The sequence below is a fragment of the Ramlibacter paludis genome (assembly GCF_022012305.1).
GTDB classification, from domain to species: Bacteria; Pseudomonadota; Gammaproteobacteria; order Burkholderiales; family Burkholderiaceae_C; genus Ramlibacter; species Ramlibacter paludis.
On the sequence record NZ_JAKLTM010000005.1, the window covers coordinates 107,437 to 126,895 of the forward strand.

The 19,459-nt window shown below is 64.0% G+C and carries 19 protein-coding genes; 13 read left to right on the plus strand and 6 right to left on the minus strand.

Features of this window, described 5'->3' with window-relative positions; all coding sequences use genetic code 11:
* Positions 1-374 precede the first annotated feature (374 nt).
* From LZ009_RS17535 to LZ009_RS17555, 5 genes are all read left to right on the plus strand, one after another.
* Complete coding sequence (locus LZ009_RS17535; protein WP_275699258.1) at positions 375-668, plus strand: hypothetical protein; 294 nt, start codon at positions 375-377, stop codon at positions 666-668.
* A 23-nt stretch (positions 669-691) separates the two neighbouring features.
* On the plus strand, positions 692-1,888 hold the full coding sequence (locus tag LZ009_RS17540) for a DNA cytosine methyltransferase (RefSeq protein WP_275699259.1): 1,197 nt from the start codon (positions 692-694) through the stop codon (positions 1,886-1,888).
* Entirely contained in the window at positions 1,875-3,026 is a 1,152-nt protein-coding gene (locus LZ009_RS17545; RefSeq protein ID WP_275699260.1) for a DNA cytosine methyltransferase, read from the plus strand. The genes LZ009_RS17540 and LZ009_RS17545 overlap by 14 nt, the downstream gene beginning before the upstream one ends.
* 95 nt (positions 3,027-3,121) lie before the next feature.
* Positions 3,122-4,201, plus strand: a complete 1,080-nt coding sequence (locus LZ009_RS17550) for a hypothetical protein (protein ID WP_275699261.1) — start codon at positions 3,122-3,124, stop codon at positions 4,199-4,201.
* Positions 4,202-4,812: 611 nt separating this feature from the next.
* Positions 4,813-5,268 carry a very short patch repair endonuclease gene (locus tag LZ009_RS17555; RefSeq protein ID WP_275699262.1) on the plus strand — a complete coding sequence of 152 codons (456 nt, stop codon included), beginning with the start codon at positions 4,813-4,815 and terminating at the stop codon, positions 5,266-5,268.
* A 182-nt stretch (positions 5,269-5,450) separates the two neighbouring features.
* On the opposite strand, the gene LZ009_RS17560 is transcribed toward LZ009_RS17555, so the two are convergent.
* The 6 genes from LZ009_RS17560 to LZ009_RS17585 are packed head-to-tail and all read right to left on the minus strand — an operon-like array spanning position 5,451 to position 11,142.
* A complete protein-coding gene (locus LZ009_RS17560) occupies positions 5,451-6,725 on the minus strand; it encodes an SAM-dependent methyltransferase (protein ID WP_275699263.1) in 1,275 nt (424 codons plus the stop codon).
* On the minus strand, positions 6,722-7,525 hold the full coding sequence (locus tag LZ009_RS17565) for a DUF1365 domain-containing protein (RefSeq protein WP_275699264.1): 804 nt from the start codon (positions 7,523-7,525) through the stop codon (positions 6,722-6,724). Before LZ009_RS17565 ends, LZ009_RS17560 begins: the two co-directional genes overlap by 4 nt.
* Positions 7,522-8,874 (minus strand): NAD(P)/FAD-dependent oxidoreductase, encoded by a 1,353-nt coding sequence (locus tag LZ009_RS17570; protein ID WP_275699265.1) that lies wholly within the window; start codon positions 8,872-8,874, stop codon positions 7,522-7,524. Before LZ009_RS17570 ends, LZ009_RS17565 begins: the two co-directional genes overlap by 4 nt.
* A complete protein-coding gene (locus LZ009_RS17575) occupies positions 8,871-9,290 on the minus strand; it encodes a DUF2177 family protein (RefSeq protein ID WP_275699266.1) in 420 nt (139 codons plus the stop codon). Before LZ009_RS17575 ends, LZ009_RS17570 begins: the two co-directional genes overlap by 4 nt.
* The gene (locus tag LZ009_RS17580) at positions 9,287-10,087 is read right to left on the minus strand and encodes a DUF1295 domain-containing protein (protein ID WP_275699267.1); all 801 of its coding nucleotides are present in this window, start codon (positions 10,085-10,087) and stop codon (positions 9,287-9,289) included. The genes LZ009_RS17575 and LZ009_RS17580 overlap by 4 nt, the downstream gene beginning before the upstream one ends.
* Positions 10,087-11,142: an SAM-dependent methyltransferase gene (locus LZ009_RS17585; protein ID WP_275699268.1), complete on the minus strand. Its 1,056-nt coding sequence runs from the start codon at positions 11,140-11,142 to the stop codon at positions 10,087-10,089. Before LZ009_RS17585 ends, LZ009_RS17580 begins: the two co-directional genes overlap by 1 nt.
* A gap of 140 nt (positions 11,143-11,282) precedes the next feature.
* Between LZ009_RS17585 and LZ009_RS17590 the strand changes: the two genes are divergently transcribed.
* The 8 genes from LZ009_RS17590 (at position 11,283) to LZ009_RS17625 (ending at position 19,454) form a co-directional block, all read left to right on the plus strand.
* Complete coding sequence (locus tag LZ009_RS17590) at positions 11,283-12,311, plus strand: MerR family transcriptional regulator (RefSeq protein WP_275699269.1); 1,029 nt, start codon at positions 11,283-11,285, stop codon at positions 12,309-12,311.
* Complete coding sequence (locus LZ009_RS17595) at positions 12,301-12,852, plus strand: sugar O-acetyltransferase (RefSeq protein ID WP_275699270.1); 552 nt, start codon at positions 12,301-12,303, stop codon at positions 12,850-12,852. The genes LZ009_RS17590 and LZ009_RS17595 overlap by 11 nt, the downstream gene beginning before the upstream one ends.
* Positions 12,853-13,066: 214 nt before the next feature.
* Entirely contained in the window at positions 13,067-14,134 is a 1,068-nt protein-coding gene (locus LZ009_RS17600; protein WP_275699271.1) for an ABC transporter substrate-binding protein, read from the plus strand.
* Between the two features lie 11 nt (positions 14,135-14,145).
* On the plus strand, positions 14,146-15,294 hold the full coding sequence (locus tag LZ009_RS17605) for an ABC transporter ATP-binding protein (protein ID WP_275699272.1): 1,149 nt from the start codon (positions 14,146-14,148) through the stop codon (positions 15,292-15,294).
* Positions 15,291-17,042, plus strand: a complete 1,752-nt coding sequence (locus tag LZ009_RS24320) for an ABC transporter permease subunit (protein WP_275699273.1) — start codon at positions 15,291-15,293, stop codon at positions 17,040-17,042. Before LZ009_RS17605 ends, LZ009_RS24320 begins: the two co-directional genes overlap by 4 nt.
* Before the next feature lie 16 nt (positions 17,043-17,058).
* Positions 17,059-18,297, plus strand: coding sequence for an NAD(P)/FAD-dependent oxidoreductase (locus LZ009_RS17615; protein ID WP_275699274.1), 1,239 nt, complete (start codon positions 17,059-17,061; stop codon positions 18,295-18,297).
* A 46-nt stretch (positions 18,298-18,343) separates the two neighbouring features.
* Positions 18,344-19,018 (plus strand): GntR family transcriptional regulator, encoded by a 675-nt coding sequence (locus LZ009_RS17620; protein ID WP_275699275.1) that lies wholly within the window; start codon positions 18,344-18,346, stop codon positions 19,016-19,018.
* Between the two features lie 73 nt (positions 19,019-19,091).
* A complete protein-coding gene (locus LZ009_RS17625) occupies positions 19,092-19,454 on the plus strand; it encodes a RidA family protein (protein ID WP_275699276.1) in 363 nt (120 codons plus the stop codon).
* Positions 19,455-19,459 lie beyond the last annotated feature (5 nt).

The following is a 19,459-nucleotide window of genomic DNA, read 5'->3' on the forward strand; positions in this document are numbered from 1 at the left end:
TAAAGAGGGACAATCGGCGCGGCCGCGAAAGTTGTTGGGAAGCGACGGCGGCCGCGATTTGCGGGCGCCCATCTTGGGACCCCCCGCTCAGAGAGCGTGGCCGCGAGTGCCATACTCACGGCTCACGGCTCACGGCTCACGGCTCACGGCTCACGGCTCACGGCTCACGGCTCACGGCTCACGGCTCACGGCTCACGGCTCACGGCTCACGGCTCACGGCTCACGGCTCACCGAACGGGACACCTGTCCTGTTTGGGAAATCGACGGCATCCGAAGTCGAAGGCGCATCGATCCGTATCGCCCCTCTGCCGAGAAGCGTGCGGCGCCTCTAAAATGAGTTCCTTTTATCACTCTTGGTGGCAGTGGAGAGAACAATGGAAATCAAGCTAGACGCCATATCGCCCGTGGTCTATTCGTTGATGAGGGCAGGCGCTTTGGCAGAGGTCCGCCGGCAACTTGCCAACAAGAACGAATACCGTGAAAAGATTCCAACAGTGCAAGACACCTTTGTTGTTTTCCGCGGCGTCACTAAAGTTGGGATCATTCCCCGCGATAAAGTTGCAGAACTCGGTGCGAAAGCCCTAATCGGCAAGTGCAGAATCGTTCGCATGGAGCAATCCAGTAATACGGTGATCATTGAAATACCACCTAAGAAATCTGCAAGCTAACTAATGGCCAATACTGGAAAGTTATGAATACGGCGGTTCCGATTGTTGTCGATCTGTTTGCCGGTGCAGGAGGAATGAGTGCAGGTTTCGTGGCTGCTGGATTTCGAATTGCCGCTGCGCTCGAATCTATCCCCGTCTTTGCAGCTACGCACAAGGCGAACTTTGAATCCTGCACGTCCATCTCGCAGGACATTACGACCCTAACTCCGAAAGAGTTCGCAGTGAAGGCGGGCGTGCGGCGCGGTGAAGTCGACATGATCATAGGGGGTCCGCCTTGTCAACCATTCTCCAGCATCGGCGCACCTAAAATAAAATCGCTGGCCGGAAGTCGAGTGAAGAAAGATGAACGAAAGTATCTGGTTCACCCGTTCCTTGAGTACGTTGAGTATTTCTCACCGCGCGCTGTTCTTATCGAAAACGTCCCGCAACTTCGTACTAAGGACGGCGGTAAGCTCTTCGACGCTGTGTTGGCCAAATTGAGCATGCTTGGATATAGCGTGAGCTGGAGCCAGCTAAATGCCGTGCACTATGGTGTCCCGCAAGCGAGGCGCAGACTATTCATTGCTGCGTTGAAAGGAAGGCGGGCCTACCATTTCCCGGCGGCAACTCATGCGCTAGAAACGGATGAGGTAAAGCAGTTGTCCCTCTCGCTCGCGTCGCAGTTGCCACCGGTAACGGTCAAGGATGCGCTCGAAGATTTACCCAAAATTCAGGACGGGGCTCGGCTAGACCTGCTTCCGTATTCGAAAGATAGTGCCTTGTCGCCGTACCAAATAGCGATGCGAGGCAACCAAGCTATGGTGGGAAATAACGTATGCAGAGTATCAAATGACCGTGCAAAGCAGGTCTTTCGGCACATGTTGCCTGGTATGAAGTACATGGATCTTCCTCCCAAAGTCCGAAAAATATTGCCGTTCCGCGAGGACATCTTTCACGATCGACTGAAGCGCCTCCACCCCGATCGGCCTAGTTGGACGGTCCTGGCGCACATCGGCATGGACGGCTACATGTACATCCACCCGTGGGAGAATCGCACCCTATCTGTGAGGGAGGCGGCGCGCATTCAAAGTTTCCCTGACTCCTTCCGCTTTGTTGGAAACATGCGCGAACAGTATGTTCAGGTCGGAAACGCGGTGCCTCCTCTTTTAGCGCAGACGCTCGCGGAAGGGTTCTTCGCTCAATTGGGTGCCACAAAGGTACGGCAACGTGCGCAAATTTAAGTTCGCTGATCTTTTTTGCGGATGTGGAGGGTTTTCGCAGGGATTCGCGTCGACGACCAACTTCGAAGGGGTGCTTGCCGCCGACTCCTGGGCTGCTGCCATCGATGTTTACTCTCAGAATATTCCAAGCGTTGAGGCCGTGGTGATGGATCTTGCGGCAGCGGAGTGTCAAGCACACGTCGCCGAGCGCCTTCGCGGAAACGTCGACGTACTCCTTGGTGGGCCTCCGTGTCAAGGCTTCAGTACTCTGGGAGTTCGCCGTCCAGGAGATAAGCGCAGTTCCTTAGTGGACATATTTATGGAGCTCGCTCGACAGGTAAGGCCTAAGGTGCTTTTCATGGAGAACGTGAGAGGCATCGTCTCCATGCGGCACCGTTCTGGCGAGCTGTACCCTGCGGCAATTTACCGGATGCTAAACCCAACAACAAAAACAGAATGGCACTGCGCCGAAGTTTTTGTTGATATGTTGAACTTCGGAATACCGCAAACGAGGACTCGCTATCTTTTCATCGCGGTTCGCGCGGATCTAGCGGGTGCCGAGGATGTCCTTCGCCTCATAACTGAGGGGCTGCAGTCGGAGCGCCGTCAGCGTTCCACGCTCAGGCAGGCAATTGGAGATCTGCCTCCTATATCAGCCGGAGAAGGTTCTGACGAGATTATTGTGAATGGCGGTCGCGCGGTTTACAACCACAAGGCGATGGCCCACAAGAAGCCTTTGTTGAATCGGTTGAAGTATGTGCCGCCTGGAGGTGGACTGCCAGACGTGCCGCGGCGATTGCTCACGCCACATCTGCGGAAGATGGTGGATGGCGGTTATGGTAGCGGAGGACACGTGAAGAACATCTATGGGAGGATGGTTTGGGACCAGCCCAGCGGAACGGTTGTCGCGGGCATCGATAAGATCACTTGCGGCAGGTTTATCCATCCCGAGGCGGACAGGCTACTGACCCCACGGGAATGCGCGAGGATCCAGAGCTTTCCGGACAGTTTCCGCTTTAAAGGTAGCGCCGTGTCCCAGTACTACATGATCGGAAATGCAGTGCCCCCTCGGTTTTCGTCTGCCCTCGGTCAAATTACCGCTTCAGCGCTCGATTCCTTGGAGAATGAGGCTTCATCGAGAAGACGGAAGGCCGCCTAAGAATGGATCTAATTGCGTACTATGAGGGCGGGATCGGAGTAAAGCAGTGGCTTGAAGAGCTCTTAGGGCCGGAGCATTCAATAGAGTTTCGAAGGATGCCTTTCAGCAACTTGGGTACGGACTTTGCGAAACTTCCGGCGTATGTTGCAGACATTCTGTACCTCGACAAACCGGACATCATTCTTTCTGCAAGAACGGATGAATTCCACGAGAAGCCCATCATTTCCATCGAGCTGGCGTCCTGTACACCCCAGTACCAGCACGCCCTCCAGCGGTTTTCGAGAATGATGGCTTCCGTCGTAAACGGCTGTCCCTCAGTTCTGGTGATGGCACCGCGCAAAGCCGAGAACAGCGGTGGCACCAGGATGTACCAACGTAGCAAGGCAGTGGACTATGGCGCGGTGCGTCTGATGGATATTTACAGAATTCCGGCATTCGTGTTTGATTGGCCAGAGGAAGACGGGATCCTGTGTTGCGAGGGTGCTACCAGCTTCCCCCAACTTTCAACTGCCTCGATGCAAAGCCTCAAGGCCTTTGTATCTGACGCCATCGCGAGCTTTGGAAGCTTGGATTATGTCGAAGCGTTATGGCGACTACCTTCAGCAAGAAGACACCTGGAGGAGGCCCGAACCAGAGCATATGCGTCGGGTCCGCCAACGGTAGAGCGGCCCGGAGGTGGCGTCGTCGTCGATGGTCGCGGACCCGCAGCCAATCTGGTGCTACGCCCCACTGCTGACGTACTGGAAGAGGTGCGAACCAGGATCGCGCGCGGATCTCAGTTACTCGCAAAACTACCGCCCTTCATCTCAGACAGATCTCAGAGTCTCGTATTCTCCCCCACACGATTTATGGACCACGCTGGAGATCCGTATGTCGGCATGATTGGCTATTACGACATGGCGTTCTGTCGGATCGGAAAATCCAGTCGTGAGAGGCAATACAACTTGGTGGCCGACTGTCGAACTATTAGTGCGGCAGAAGTCGAAGACTCTATGAGAGCATTTAACGATTCTTCGTGCCCATTTCAAGTTGGAATCACTCCGGCCAACGTCCTGCAATACGCTTATCACCTCAAACACGGGTGCCGCGAGACCAAGCCCAAGCCCATTCGAATCTATTCAGAGCTAGCTGACCTGGTTATTTTCTCCGACCGTATACTGTTCAATGCAGGCTAAATTTAGCGCGGAGACGCGCTTAGCAAACGCGGCGTACCTGTACCTCCAGGCCCTAGGAGCAGAAGTTGTTCAATTGGTCTCGCCGGGTGGACAAGCGAGACTTAGCGTCACCTTCACTGAAGAAGGTCGACGACGAACCGTTTTTCCTGACCTTATGGCCGTAGTAGATCGCGCCATTTGGGTCGGCGAAATGAAACCTCACTTTTCGCAAGTCGACAAGAAAAAGTTGATAGCACTGCAGTCGTCCAATGATGGTGTTGACTCGATCAGAAGTGTCATCTCAAGAAATCTTCGGGTACCCTGCGACCGTTTCGATGTGAAGTTTCTGCTCCTTCATGGCGATGTTGAAGCTAAGGAGGATCCGCAAATTGCCCAACTCTGCTTCGGGTTGGATGGAAGGGTCACTAGTAAGTAGTGGCGTTCACTGAGCTACACCAATAAGACACCCGATTCGGTCGCGGCGAGGTTAGCATTCGCTCCTCCACCGGATCGCCCTCAGGCGCGCCTCGGGACCGGTCTATCAGGTCATTACAGTGCAGAAGGGCGACGTCTAATCCGGGTAGCCGGCGGGTGCGGCCAAGTCTTTGCTTTGTTCAAGTCTGGGAGACGCGATGAGCGACATCGTTGATCCAAAGGTTCGCAGCCGAATTATGGCGAGCATCCGAGGGCGCGATACCCAGCCGGAGCTTCAAGTGCGTCGAGCACTGCATGCTAGAGGATTTAGATTTTCGTCCAGTTCCGCGCAGCGGATGCCTGGACGCCCGGACGTCGTGTTGCAGCGTTGGAAAGTCGCCGTTTTTGTTCATGGGTGTTTTTGGCACTGGCACGGTTGCTCGGGGTCAAGATTGCCAAGAACCAACCGTGTGTTCTGGGAGGACAAGTTGTCTAGAAACGTGGAACGCGATGAGCTGGCCGCAATGACTCTAGTGACTGCCGGATGGCGAGTGGTAATAGTATGGGAGTGCGCCTTGAGGAGTTCCCGCGCTCGCTCGAGCTTTGAGGCGGCAATGGATCGATTGGCAATTTGGATTCGTGCCGACCCCAGCGAGGTCTTCTTCGAGCTTTGAGTAAGCCGCATGTCAACTTCTCGCGCCGTCGCATGACTCGATTGGTTCGAGAGTAGATCGAGCACAGAAGCATCCTTCGCGATGCGCCATTTCGGCCAGGGCCTTAAAGTCTGAAGTGTGCGACGTTGGTGCGTGATCATGCTGCACGTTGTGCAATTTTGAATTCGGCCGAGATGCGCGGCTTAGCGCTGTCCCGGACCCACCCGATAGAGTCCCACATCAATCCTCCCACTCCCAAACCCCGCCTCGCAATAGCAAAGGTAGTACTCCCACAACCTCTTGAACTTCGCGTCGAACCCCAGTGCCTCGATCGCCCGCCAATTCGCTAGAAACCGCTGCCGCCATTCCGCCAGCGTGCGCGCATAGCTATCTCCGAACTGCACGCATTCCTCCAGCACCAGCCCCGCCGCCTCGGCCTGCTCCCGCAACGCCCCCCTTGTCGGCAACATCCCCCCCGGAAAAATGAACCGCTGGATGAAGTCCGCTCCCTCGCGGTACGTCTCGAACCACTCCTCCCCGATCGTGATCACCTGCAGCACCGCATGCCCGCCCGGCGCCAGGCGCTCGCGCAGCACGCGGAAGTAGTCGGGCCAGTAGCCCTCGCCCACCGCCTCCAGCATCTCGATGGACACGATGCGGTCGTACTGCCCCTGCACGTCGCGGTAGTCCTGCAGGCGCAGGTCCACACGGTCGGCCACGCCCTCGGCGGCGGCGCGCTGCTGGGCGTGTGCCAGCTGCTCCTGCGATAGCGTGAGGCCGGTGACGTGGGCGCGGCAATGTGCAATCAGCGCGGCCAGGCCGCCCCAGCCGCAGCCGATTTCCAGCACCCGGTGGCCGATCTGCACATCCAGCAGGTCCAGCACCAGGTTCAGCTTGGCCGCCTGCGCCTCTTCCAGTGACTGGGCTGTATCCCGGCTCGAGGCCGGGATGACATGCCGGTCGGTCTCGTACAGGCCGCTCGAATACTGCATGCCCGCGTCCAGCCACTGCGCATAGAAGGCATTGCCCAGGTCGTAATGGAAGGCGATGTTCTGCCGGCTGCCACGCCGCGTGTTGGCGTGCGCGCGGTGCAGCAGGCGCGCGGCCGCACGCCACGGGGCCCAGCCTTGCAGCGTGCCCTGCCAGGCGGCGTCGTTGGCGGCGCCCACGCGCAGCAGCGCCACCAGGTCCGGGGTGGACCAGTCGCCGTCGCGGTACGAGGTGGCCAGGCCCAGGTCGCCCTGCGTGAGCAGGCGCCACAAGGGACGCCAGCGATGCAGGCGCAGCGTGGCGTCCGGGCCCGGCAGCGCGCCGCGCGACAGCAGCCGCTCGCCGTCGGGCAGCTCGATCTGCAGGCTGCCGCAACGCAGGCGCTGCAGCAGGCTGCGCACCACGGCGCGCAACGGGTTCAGCCGCAAGGGCGGGAAGGACCTGGCCGGGGCCAGGACTTCGACGGAAGGTTCGGTGCGCAGCGTCATGGGTGGGGCACGATGGTGAGTTGTTCGGATGCGGCGGGCGGGCGCGGTTGCAGCGGCACGCGCTTGGCAAAGAGCCGCAGCGCCTCCCAGTGGATGGCGGCGATGACCTTCAGCGTGAGCAGCGGATGCAGCAGCAGCGCCCGCAGCAAGGCGGCGTCGCCCAGCGCTTGCCGGCGGGCCACCAGCGCGGCGCGCAGCAGCGGGCCTTGCACATCGATCACGTCCACGCCGACGTGCAGCGGCGCGCCGTCCTCTTCGCCCATCGGCGCGCGCAGGTGGAAACCGTAGTCGGCGGCCATGCCGATGAAGGGCGACACGTGGATCTTCTTGGCGCAGCGCAAGGCCAGCATGCGGCCCTCGCGCGCGTCGCTCGCCTGCTGCGGCGACACCGCCAGCAGGTAGAAGTGCCGTTCGCCGAAGGTGCTGTTCACCTCGTGCACCACGGCCTGCAACCCGCCTCCGGGCGCGTCACAGTAATAGACGCTGAGGGGATTGAAGGCATAGCCCAGGATCCGCGGCATCGTGAGCAGGCGCACGCGTCCGCCGGTCGGCAAGCCCGCGCTGCGCAGCCAGCCGTCCACCTGCGCCTTCAGGCGCGGCGCGCTGCCGTCGCCGTGGTCGGCTTCGTGGAAGCTCAACACGTTGCGGCGGTTCACCGACAGCAGCCGCAGCCGCGCATCGAGGGCGTCGAGCTCGTCCAGGTCCAGCAGCAGCGAGAACACGCGATAGCGCAGGCGATGCCGCCGCGGCCGCAGCCGCACGTGCACCACCTCGCCGCTGTACAGGGCCGATGCCGTCATGCCGTCGCCATGGCCGGATGCGGCAAGGGATGCAGGTGGATGCGCGCCGATTCGTTCTCCACGCTCCACGGCCGCCGCACCTGCCCCAGCGCCTCGGCGACGGCCAGCCCGGCCTGCAGCCCGTCTTCGTGGAAGCCGGAGCCGAACCAGGCGCCGCAGAACCAGGTGCGCTGGCGGCCCTGCAGGCTCCACAACGAGCGCTGGGCGCGGATGGCGTCCGCATCGAACAGCGGATGCTCGTAGCTCTCGGTGCGGATCACGAGTTCCGGCCGCGGCGGCGTGATCGGGTTGAGGGTGACGAAGAGCGGCGCACCGGGCAGGCCCTGCAGCCGGTTCATCCAGTAGGTCACGCAAGGCGCGCGCTCGGGATCGTTGCGGTCGGCCAGGTAGTTCCAGCTGGCCCACACGCCGCGCCGCTTGGGCATGAGCGCCGGGTCGCCATGCAGCACGGCCTGGTTGCGGCTGAAGCGAAAGGCGCCCAGCAGCCGGCGCTCGTCGTCGCTGGCATCGGGCAGCAGGCGCAGCGCCTGGTCGGCGTGCGTGGCCACCACCACCTGGTCGAAGCGCTCCGGCCACCAGCCCACGGTGGTGCGGATCGCCACGCCTTCGTCATCGCGCCGCACTTCGAGCACGCCCTGGTCCAGGTTCATGCGCGACGCGAAAGGCTGCACCAGGCGCCGCACGTATTCGCGGCTGCCGCCGGTGACGGTGCGCCAGGCCGGCCGGCCGCTCACCTGCAGCAGGTGGTGGTTCTCGCAGAAGCGCAGGAAGGCCTCGGTCGGGTACGCCGCCACCTGGCCCGGCGCTGCGGACCAGATCGCGGCGGCCATGGGCAGCAGGTGTTCGTCGCGGAAGGCATCGCTGTAGCCGCGGCTTCGCAGGTACTCGCCCAGCGGCATCAGGCCGGCGTTCTTGCCGTCGCTTGCGGCCTCGCGGTAGAAGCGCAGCAGGTCGCGCAGCATGCGCCAGAAGCGTGGTCGCAGCAGGTTGGCCGGTTGCGCGAACAGGCCGCGCAGGTCGGTGCCCGCGTATTCCAGCGCGCCGCCGTCCAGGCTGGCGGCGAAGGACATGTCGGACTCGCGCGTGGGCACGTCCAGGTGGTGGAACAGCGCGGTGAGGTTGGGGTACGCCGGCTCGTTGTAGACGATGAAGCCGGTGTCCACCGCGATGCTGCCGTCCGGGCTGGGCACGCTGACGGTGTGGCTGTGGCCGCCCGCGCGCGCGTCGGCCTCGAACACGCGCACGCGATGCTTGCGTGACAGCAGCCAGGCGCAGGACAAGCCGGAGATGCCGGATCCGATCACGGCGACGTTGAGGCCGTCGGGCGGGGAGGTGGAGTAGAGGGTCATACGTAAGGCGTGCGACGACGCAGCAGCACGGCGGCGACCACACCGCTGGCGGCGCCGGTGGCGAAAGTGCCCCACGCCAGGTCGGCCAGCGTCAGCAGCCAGGGCCAGTCGCGCAGGGTGGCCTGGTTGGTGAGGTCGTAGGTGGCGTAGGCCAGGAGGCCCAGGGCCGCGCCGCGGGCGGCGGCCGTGCGCGCGCTGCGATCGGCGACGCCGGGTGCGATGGCGAAGAAGACGACGCCGGCGAAGTACATCGCGTAGAACACCAGCGCCGGCGCGATGGCGAACTGCGGCGCCATCAGGTGCCCGATCGTGGGGCGGTAGAGGCGGTCCGCCATCGTGGACAGCCAGGCGGCGTCGAGCGCCAGGAACACCAGGGCCGTGAGGCCGTAGGCGGCGAGTAGCTTGCTGGTCTTCATGCGGCGTCTCCTGTGCGTCGCGGCGGCATCGGTACGAAAGCGCTGGTGCGGCGGATGTAGTCGCGGTAGGCCGGCCGGCGCTCGGTGATGTCCTTCTCCAGCAGCGTGACGCCCGAGACGCGCAGCAACAGCACCGTCATCAACAGCGGCGAGGCCAGCGTCCACGCGGCGGTCAGGCCACCACCGGCGAGCGCCATCGCGCCCAGTCCCCACCAGATGCAGGCTTCGCCGAAGTAATTGGGATGGCGCGAGTAGCGCCACAGGCCGTGCTGCATCACTTGGCCGCGGTTCGACGGGTCGGCGCGAAAGCGAGCGAGCTGCGCGTCGCCCACGGCCTCGAAGACGATGCCGAAGGCGGCGACGGCCGCGCCCAGCCAGTCGAGGAGCCCGAGCTCACGCGTGGATGCGGCACCGGCCAGCAGCGGCCACGAGACGATCCACGCCAGCACCGCCTGCAGCAGGAAAACGGTGAATAGGCTGCGCAGCGCGAACGACGCACCGTGCTCGGCGCGCATCGCCGCATAGCGCCGGTCTTCCCCATGGCCGCGGTTGCGCCAGGTGACGTAGGCCGCGAGCCGAAGTGCCCACGCGCCGACCAGCACCAGCATCCACGTGATGCGATCCTGCGCGCCTGCATGCGGCGCGAGCAGCAGCGCGTAAGCCACGCCCGGCAGCGCGATCATCAGCGACCAGATGCGGTCGGCCAGGCTGGCGTCGCGCAGCGGCAGGCTCGCGACCCAAGTCGCGGTTGCGAGCAGCAGTGGCGGCAGCAGCCCCCAGGCCAGTGCGTGCAGCATCAGGCGGCGCCTCCGCGGGCTTCGAACAGGTAGTGGCTCACCCACCACTGCTGCCCCTTGTTCCACCCGAAGAGTTCTTCCACCGACAGGAAGAAGAGGCGCCAGCGCGTCCACCACACGGCGGCGTCGTCGCCGTAGGTGGCGGTGAAGAGCGGCATCAGCGACTCGCGCTGGGCGTCCATGTTGGCGAGCCAGGCCGCGGCCGTGCGCTGGTAGTGCGTGCCGTCCCAGCGCCAGCGCCGCAGCAGGCGCAGGTGGTCCTGGCAATGCAGCGCCAGGTCGTCGCTGGGCATGGTGCCGCCGGCGAAGAAGTGGCGCGTCATCCAGTCGCTCGCGTCGTGCTCGACGAAGGCATAAGGCGCCTCGCGGTGCGCGAACACGTGCAGGAAGAAGCGGCCGCCGGGGGCGAGCCAGCCGGCCACGCGCTCGAAGGCCAGCGGCCAGTTGCGCAGGTGCTCGAACATCTCCACCGAGACGATGCGGTCGAAGCGCGCCCCAGCGTCGAAGTGGTTGAAGTCGCAGGTGATGACTTCGAGGTTGGTCAGTTTTCGTTCCGCGGCCCGTGCCTCGATCCAGCGGCGCTGCGTGTGCGAGTTCGACACCGCGGTGATGCGGTTGGCCGGATAGCGGGCGGCCATCCACAAGGACAGCGAGCCCCAGCCGCAACCCAGCTCCAGCACGCGCTGGCCGTCGGCGAGACCGGCGCGTTCGCAGGTGGCTTGCAGCGCTGCGTCCTCCGCATGCCCCAAGGTCGTGACGCCTTCGGGCCACCAGCAGCTGCTGTACTTGCGATGCGGCCCGAGCACGGCGGCGAAGAATTCCGCGGGCAGCTCGTAGTGCTGTTCGTTGGCTTTCTCGGGCAGCAAGGCGATCGGCGCCTGGCGGATCTCCTCCAAGAAAGCCTGCGTGGCGTCGGCGGTTGCGGTCGCGTCGCCGCTGCGCAGCGCAGCCAGGCGCAAGCCCAGCAGGCGGCGGATGCCGTAGCGGACGGCGTTGTCGGGGACGAGGCCGCGTTCGACCCAGTGGATGGCGGTGGCGGTGCTGGTTTGGGGCATGGAACTCGCGGTGCTGGCGTACGACCGATACGCAGCAAATGCGGTTCTGGATGTCACGACGCCGGGGCGAATCTGACGGAGCCCCTGCCCTGTGTCAAAGTACCCCCAGCTAAGCACGGCTGGACGGACGGGAGATTCCTATGCAAAACCTGCGCAATGAGACGCCGGCAGCGGGCGCCGAGCCCGTCCTGCACCGCATCGGCAGCGTGTCCCGGCTGGCGCAGACGCCCGTGACGACGCTGCGCGTCTGGGAGCGCCGCTACGGTGCTTTCCGGCCCGCCAAGAGCGACGGCCAGCACCGCCTGTATACCGAGGCGGACGTCATTAAGGCCCGGCTGCTGCGGCAGCTGACGCAGGCCGGCCACGGCATCGGCACCATCGCCCACCTGGACGCGGACCGACTACAGGGCTTGCTGGCGCAGGCCCGCGCAGGGTCCGGCGCCCCGGCGCCCTCACCGCGCGTGTCGGTGGTGGTGGTCGGCGCGGCGCTGGCGGCACGCCTGAATGCCGCCGACTGGCGCGCCACCTATCTCGGCAATGCGCTCGACCTGCGCCAGGTCTTCACCGATCTCGACGGGGTGGAGGCGCAGCCACCGGCCGACGAGCAGCGCGCCGACCTGCTGCTGGTGCGGCTGCACACGCTGCACGCGGGCACCGGCACGCAGCTGGCGCGCGTGATCACGCAACTGGGTGTGCGGCAGGCAATCGTGCTGTACCAGTTCGGCGCGCCGGCGGCCGTCGACGCGCTGCGCGCCGCCGGCATGATCGTGCGGCGCGAACCGGTGCCCGACGAGGAGCTGGCGGAGCTGATCCGCTCCGAGGTGGTCGTGGATACGGCCGCTGCAATCGCGTCGCTGCGCCTGGGCGCGCTGATCCCGCCGCGGCGCTTCTCCGACGCGATGTTGGCGCAAGTGGCCGCCAGCCCGACCAGCCTGCTGTGCGAATGCCCGCGCCACATCGTCGACCTGGTGCGGCAACTCTCGAGCTTCGAGGACTACAGCCTGCAGTGCCTGAACCGCAGCACCGAGGATGCGCAGGTGCATGCGTACCTGCGATCGGTGGCGGGCTCGGCGCGGGCGTTGTTCGAGCGGGCTTTGGTGGTGGTGGCGCAGCAGGATGGGGTGGCGCTGGGGGAGGCGCCTGCGCCAGAATGGAGCGATGCCGACTGAACGCGAAAAGATGGTCGCCGGGGAGCTCTACGACGCCCAGGACCCGGAACTCGTGGCCGCCCGTGGACGTGCGCGGTTCGCCACGAAGCAGCTCGACGCCCTCGCCTACGATGACCCGCTGCGCCGAAAGCAACTGAACCAGCTGTTCGGCAAGGGCGGGGAGTCGGTCTCCGTAACGCCGCCATTCTTCTGCGACTACGGTTCGCAGATCGAGCTTGGCGACAACGTGTATTTCAATTTCAACTGCGTATTGCTCGACGTGTGCCCCATCCGCATCGGTGCGCACACCTTGATCGGCCCAGCCGTGCAGATCTACACGGCGCTGCATCCCTTGAACGCGGAGCTGCGAAGAAAGCAGGAATACGGCAGGCCGGTGACCATAGGCGCTGACGTCTGGATCGGCGGAGGCGCCGTGATTCTTCCCGGTGTGTCAATCGGCGACCGTGCGGTGATCGGGGCTGGCAGTGTCGTGACGCGGGACATTCCTGCGGATGTTCTCGCTGCCGGGAATCCCTGCCGGGTTCTGCGGTCGATCTCCTGATCCATTCCAGGGCGGCCGCACCCCGTTAAACGTGCCCGATCCTTTTCGAGCACCACACCGGTGCATTCATTTGTCGATCCAGGACGTAGCCCCGGGGGTTTTCCCTGAGGCGAAGACGGTACAGACCTTTCACAATTCAATCTGACATGTCAAAAAACAGTGTGGCATGTTAGTTGCAGTGGATCCGTCACCCCTCAATTCCCTGGAGATGTCAATGAGCAATCCCTCCCTGGGCCGCAGGCGCGCCCTTCAAACCGGCACGGCTGCACTGGCGGCCCTGGCGTTTCCGGCCATCTGGACGCCCGCGCGCGCGCAGGAAAAGCGCATCGTCGTTCGTGACCCGGGTGGTCCGTACGCCGAAGGATTCAGCGAAGCTTTCTACAAGCCGTTCAAGGCAGCGACCGGGGTCGAGGTCGTTTCCGTGGTGGCCCAGGCGGACCCAACTGCGCAGATCAAGACGATGGTCGAGTCGAAGAACTACGCCTGGGATATGGCGCTGTTGAACCGCCAATCGGCGGACGTGCTCACCGATCCCAAGACCGGCGTGTTCCTGGAGGAGGTCAAGGTCGCGGCGCCCGAGATTCCCGAGAAATTCCGGTCGCCGTACATGATCGCTACGCTGGTGCTGCAAACCGTGCTGGCGGTCAGGACCGATCGCTTCAAGGACCGGCCGATGCCGAACTCCTGGGCCGACTTTTTCAACGTGAAGGACTTCCCGGGCCGCCGCGCACTTAGGCGCAATCCTGCCGATACGCTCGAGGAGGCGCTGCTGGCGGCGGGGGTGAAGCCTGGCTCGCTCTACCCGCTCGACCTGGAAAAGGGTTTTGCCACGCTCAACCATGTGAAGAAGGACGTCCAGGTCTGGTGGACCGGCGGGGCCCAGACTTCGCAACTGCTCAAGAGCGGTGAAGTGGACATGTGCCCCACCTGGAACGCCCGGGCGCAGACGGTGATCGACGAGGGCGCGCCCGTGAAGATCGTCTGGAACCAGGGGCTCTGGAGCACGGAGGGGTTCACCATCCTGAAGGGAACGCCCAAGGCCGCCATTTGCCGCGAGTTCATCAAGTTCACGTGCGACGCGAAGCGGCAGGCCGTGTACACGAAGCACCTCGCGTATGGCCCATCGAATCCCGACGCGTACCAGCACATCGAACCGGCGCGGGCCAGGACGCTGCCTGCTTTCCCGGCCAACCTGGCAACTTCCGTCCAGATCGATGGCCGCTACTGGGCCACCAACAAGGACGCAGTCAACGAACGGTTCAACACATGGCTTCTCGCCTAGGGAGCCCCCCGATGTTCAGGGACAGCACGACCCGGTCCGCCGGTGAGGTGGCTGCCGACCAGGCTGCAGCGGCGCTGCCGCAGGGCCGGCCGGTCAAGCTCCGTATCAACGGTGTCTCCAGGAAGTATGGAGACGCCTTCGCGCTGCGGCCCAGCGACCTGGACATCGAGCAGGGCGAGTTCGTTACCTTGCTTGGCCCTTCCGGGTCCGGCAAGACGACGTTGCTGATGATGATCGCCGGCCTGGTGCATCCCACGTCGGGTGAAATCTGGATCGACGGGCGCAAGGCGACTCGCCAGCAACCGTACGAGCGCGACGTCGGCATGATGTTCCAGAGCTACGCCCTGTTTCCGCACATGACGGTGGGCGAGAACATCGCCTTTCCGCTCAAGATGCGACGCGCATCCGACGCTGCGATCCGCACGGCCGTAGAGGACGTGCTGGAGCAGATCAAATTGCCGCACATCCGGAACCGGTTTCCTTCGGAGCTCTCGGGCGGGCAGCAACAGCGCGTGGCCCTGGCGCGATCGATCGTGCATCGACCGTCGGTGGTGCTGATGGACGAGCCCTTGGCGGCCCTGGACAAATCGCTGCGCGCGCACATGCAACTCGAGATCCGCCAATTGCAGCAGCAGCTCGGAATCACCGTCCTCTATGTGACGCACGACCAGGAGGAGGCGATGACGATGTCGGATCGGATCTGCCTCATGAACGAGGCGCGCATCGAGCAGGTCGCCACGCCGGCAGAGCTCTACTTCTCGCCGCGCACGGTGTTCGCCGCGGGGTTCGTGGGCGAGTCGAACAGTTTCGACGGCGAGATCGTGTCGACCGATGGCGCCCAGGCGCTGGTGCGGACGCCATTCGGCCAGATCACCGGCCGCCTCATGGGCGCTGGAAGCAAGGGCGCGCGTTGCAAGGTCATGGTCCGACCCGAAGCCGTGAGTTGCTCGAGTGTCGATGCCTCCGGGCAGAACATGATCGCGGGCGAGGTGCTGTCGCACGTTATCGCGGGCGCCATCGCCAGGACCTACGTTCGCACGCGTGACGGGCAGGCATGCGTTGCAACAGACCTTACCAGGCGCACCGGTGACGCTCCTTCGGGCCAGGTGGTCATGTCGTTCCGAATCGAAGACACCCTCGTGTATGGAGATGGATCGTGAGCCAGCCGGAAAGCTCGGGCGGGCGCTGGACGGGTGCGGCCCTGATCTCGCCGACCATGCTGTTTTTGGCGGCCACCGTGTTCATCCCGGTCGCGCTACTGCTCACCGCGTCGCTGAACGGACCTTCAGGATTCTCGTATGGCTCCTTCGAGCGACTGGTCAAGGTGCCCGTGTATGCCCAGGTCCTGGGCCATACGGCGTATCTGGCCGCAGCGGCCGCTTCCATCAGCGTCCTCGCGGCGTTCCCGGTGGCCGTCGGCATCTCGCGCGCGAGCAATGGCTGGCGTCAACTCCTCTGGATTGGCGTCCTCCTGCCCTTCTGGACCAGCTTCCTCGTGCGAACCATCGCGTGGATCGTCGTTCTGGGCCGCAACGGCCTGGTCAACGGCACGCTGCAACAGGCGGGAATCATCGACCAGCCGCTCGAACTGCTCTACACGAACATGTCGGTGGTGGTCGGACTGGTACACGTCCTGCTCCCGCTGGCCATCCTGACCATGGTTCCGGTCATCGAGGCGATGGACCGCAGGCTCGTGCCGGCGGCCTGGACCCTGGGAGCGCGACCGGGCACGTCCTTCTTCGTCATCTACTTCCCGCTGTGCGCGGCCGGCTGCACCGCCGCCTGGCTCACGACCTTCGTTTCGGCGCTCGGCTTCTTCATCACGCCTGCGCTGCTGGGGTCCCCCAAGCAGACGATGGTGGCGCAGATCATCATCCAGCAGGTGCAGGAAATGATGGACTGGGGACTCGCTGCAGCATTGGCGCTCGTGACGCTGCTCGCTACCTTGGTCGTGTACTGGGCTTATGACCGGGTGGTCGGCCTCTCCAGCCTGGCCGGCGAGGGAAGCCGGGCCGCGGAAGGTCAATCGCTGGGAGCCATCCGCAAGATCAAGACGTCGGTCACCTGGACCCTTGGTCGATGGACGGATGCCGCGCTGCGAAAGCTGCCCCAACGCGACCACACGGAGGAAAGGCGCGTGCCCCTGGGAGCGCTCCTGATCCTCGCGGCAATGACGCTGCCCGTGTTGCTTCTCGTGCCGGAGTCGTTCACGACCAGTTCCTTTATCGACTGGCCGCCGAAGGGCTTCTCGACGCGCTGGTACGAGGATCTGTTCGCGTCTCCCGTGTGGGCATCTGCGCTCTGGCGATCCTTGGGCGTCGGCATCGGGGCCGCCGTGCTCGCCAGCGCCATCGGCATTCCGGCTGCATTCGCTTTCGCGCACTACCGGATTCCCGGACGATCGCTCCTGCTCGGGGCGGTGCTGGCCCCGATCATCCTGCCGCGAATCATCGTCGCACTGGGCCTGTTCTACGTCCTCTCCAAGCTTGGCCTGGTCGGGTCGTCCGTTGCCCTGGCCGTGGGGCACGCCGCGCTGGCGCTGCCTTTCGTGGTGATCACCGTCATGGCCACCCTCAAGTCCTATGACCGGAGGCTCGACGCGGCGGCAAGCGTACTGGGAGCGCGGACGGGGGCGCGCCTGACCCGGGTGACGCTGCCGATCATCATGCCCGGTATCGTGTCGGCGTTCATCTTCGCGTTCGGCACCTCCTTCGACGACCTGACGCTGTCCCTCTTCGTCAGCGGTGGCCTCTTCACCACCCTGCCGAAACAGATGTGGGATGACGCGCTGCTGAAGGTGAGCCCTTCGCTGGCCGCCGTATCGGTGCTCCTGTTCGTCGGTGTACTCGCCGTGATGGCACTGAGCTTCGGGGCCCGGGCCCTGCTCACCAAGCGGCGATTCGCCTGAGGACACTGGAAGCAACATGACAAGAAACATCGTCGTCATTGGCGCCGGTATCGTGGGCGCGGCGTGCGCCGCGCGGCTGGTGATGGCTGGAGAACGGGTCACCATCATCGATCGGGTGGGCCCCGGGGACTCCTGCTCCTTCGGCAACGCGGGCGGCCTGAGTCCAAGCATCAGCTTTCCCCTGGCCACGCCTGGCATGTACCGGCAGATCCCCGGATGGTTGCTGGACCCCGATGGTCCCCTCGTGCTGTCATGGAAGCACTTGCCGGCTGCGGCCCCGTGGCTCGCACGCTTCCTGCGCGAAGGCCTCCCTGCACGCTCGGAGGAGGCCGCGAAAGGCGTGCGGGCCATGATGAGGGAGACTTTCGAGGACTACGAACCGCTCTTCGAGTTCGCCAGGGCGAAGTCTCTGATCCACAGGGTCGGCCAGATCTACGTCTTCAGTACCGAAGAGGGGTTCGCCAAGGAAGAAGGGGCGATCCGCGTCAGGCGCGAGCTGGGCTTTGCCCAGGAGATTCTCGACGCGGACGCGTTGCGGCAGCATGAGCCCGACCTGGCGCCCATTTTCAAGCGAGGCGTCTTGCTGCCCACGCATGGCCATTGCTCCAATCCGCAGCGGCTGGTGCAACTGCTGGTGGAGGCATGCGTTGCGGCCGGTGCGCGCTTCGAGCGCGACAGCGTCGTGGGTATCGAGATCGACGGCCAGGGCGCAAAGGTGAGCGGGACGACGAGCAGCTACCGGGCGGACCACGTGGTTCTTGCGGGAGGCATCTGGTCCAACGACCTGATCCGCCCCTTCGGCGCCTCGGTGCCGCTGGAAAGCCACCGCGGCTACCACATCCAGGTACCCTACGGAGGCGTGCGGCCGACCCGAAACGTCGCCTGGTCCGAAATGAAAACGTTGGCCACGCCCATGGACGGCGGCATCCGGATCGCGGGCACGGCCGAAATGGCCGGGGTGGAGCCTCCCCCGACTGCCAGGCGCTTCGAGCTGCTGCGCCAGCTCGGTCGCCAGATCTACCCGGCGCTGGACACGACAGCCGCTTCGGAGTGGATGGGGCACCGCCCCTGTACGCCGGACTCGCTGCCGGTGCTTGGCGCAGTAAGGGGCGCGCCCCGGATCATCTGCGCATTCGGGCACGGGCACATCGGCCTTTCCGGAGCCGCGTACACCGGGCGCGTGATCCAGCAAGTGGTCGCGGGCACCGCAGACCAGGAAGAATTGAAGCGCTTTTCGCATGACAGATTTAACTAACGGTAGGCGGGACATGTTCGAATCGTCACTCTCCCCGGGAAATGCAGTGGACGAAAGCGGCACCCTGCAGGAGCGCCTCTTCGACGACCTGAAGCGCAAGATCATCACTTGCGAGTTGCGACCCGGCGCCGACGTGTCGGAAGCCATGGTGGCCGAAACCTACGGCCTGTCGAAGGCACCGGTGCGCAGCGCACTGGCGCGGCTGAAGGAAGCGGGCTGGCTCCAGAGCCTGCCGCGCCGGCGGCACGTTGTCGCGCCGCTCACGATCAAGGACGTGGACGAGATTTACAACGCCCGTGCCTTGATCGAGCCGGAGACAGCACGCCTGGCCGCTGGCCACGTGTCGAAATCCTATTTGCAAGCCCTGAACGGTGCGTGCGTTCGTGCCTACGACCTGGACGACGAAGAGGCCAAGCGCGAATTTCTCCTCGCCAACTCGGCCTTCCACGTCGGCATCGCCAAGGCTTGCGGCAACAGCCGGCTTGCCAACATGCTGGGACAACTGCACGAAGAGTCATTGCGGGTGCTGTACCTGAGCGTCAGCGCAGTTCAGCGTTCCGAGGCGTGGCGAACCGGGCACAACTCCATCATGGAGACGCTCCTCAACGGCGACGGTGAAGCGGCCGCTCGCGAAACGCTGGAAGGCATCGAGCGCAGTCGCGCATCCGTGTTGGCAGTCCTGCAGCACAACCGGGACCAGTTCGGAATCACGGCGAAGTAGCGCGCCGACCGCAAGAAAAAATCTTCCTGGCCCCGCGGCCAGGTCAGCTTCCTCACCTCCAAATCATCTAATCATGAATCACGACATCAAGCGCATCAACGTCGGCCCCCGTTTGTCGGACGTCAGCATCTTCAACAAGGTGGCCTATCTCGCCGGACAGGTGCCCAAGGAGACCGTCGACCTGGGAATCAAGGAGCAGACCGCCGAAGTCCTGGCCACGATCGACGGACTGCTGGCGCAAGCGGGCAGCCACAAGAGCCGCATCCTGACCTGCCAGATCTTCCTGAAGGACATCGCCCAGATCGCAGAGATGAATTCCGTCTGGCTGCAATGGATTCCGGAAGGGCACACCCCGTCTCGCGCCACGGTGCAGGCCACGATGGGCAATCCGAAGTGGTCGGTCGAGATCGTGCTCGCTGCCGCCCTGGAAGACTGATCAAC

Coding starts and splice junctions, on each gene's coding strand:
- LZ009_RS17580 (WP_275699267.1), bottom strand. CDS start 10,087: ATGCTGCACGCACTGGCCTGGGGGCTGCTGCCGCCACTGCTGCTCGCA.
- LZ009_RS17555 (WP_275699262.1), top strand. CDS start 4,813: ATGAGCGACATCGTTGATCCAAAGGTTCGCAGCCGAATTATGGCGAGC.
- LZ009_RS17605 (WP_275699272.1), top strand. CDS start 14,146: ATGTTCAGGGACAGCACGACCCGGTCCGCCGGTGAGGTGGCTGCCGAC.
- LZ009_RS17615 (WP_275699274.1), top strand. CDS start 17,059: ATGACAAGAAACATCGTCGTCATTGGCGCCGGTATCGTGGGCGCGGCG.
- LZ009_RS17565 (WP_275699264.1), bottom strand. CDS start 7,525: ATGACGGCATCGGCCCTGTACAGCGGCGAGGTGGTGCACGTGCGGCTG.
- LZ009_RS17550 (WP_275699261.1), top strand. CDS start 3,122: ATGCCTTTCAGCAACTTGGGTACGGACTTTGCGAAACTTCCGGCGTAT.
- LZ009_RS17625 (WP_275699276.1), top strand. CDS start 19,092: ATGAATCACGACATCAAGCGCATCAACGTCGGCCCCCGTTTGTCGGAC.
- LZ009_RS17585 (WP_275699268.1), bottom strand. CDS start 11,142: ATGCCCCAAACCAGCACCGCCACCGCCATCCACTGGGTCGAACGCGGC.
- LZ009_RS17590 (WP_275699269.1), top strand. CDS start 11,283: ATGCAAAACCTGCGCAATGAGACGCCGGCAGCGGGCGCCGAGCCCGTC.
- LZ009_RS17560 (WP_275699263.1), bottom strand. CDS start 6,725: ATGACGCTGCGCACCGAACCTTCCGTCGAAGTCCTGGCCCCGGCCAGG.
- LZ009_RS17600 (WP_275699271.1), top strand. CDS start 13,067: ATGAGCAATCCCTCCCTGGGCCGCAGGCGCGCCCTTCAAACCGGCACG.
- LZ009_RS17575 (WP_275699266.1), bottom strand. CDS start 9,290: ATGAAGACCAGCAAGCTACTCGCCGCCTACGGCCTCACGGCCCTGGTG.
- LZ009_RS17570 (WP_275699265.1), bottom strand. CDS start 8,874: ATGACCCTCTACTCCACCTCCCCGCCCGACGGCCTCAACGTCGCCGTG.
- LZ009_RS17535 (WP_275699258.1), top strand. CDS start 375: ATGGAAATCAAGCTAGACGCCATATCGCCCGTGGTCTATTCGTTGATG.
- LZ009_RS17595 (WP_275699270.1), top strand. CDS start 12,301: ATGCCGACTGAACGCGAAAAGATGGTCGCCGGGGAGCTCTACGACGCC.
- LZ009_RS17540 (WP_275699259.1), top strand. CDS start 692: ATGAATACGGCGGTTCCGATTGTTGTCGATCTGTTTGCCGGTGCAGGA.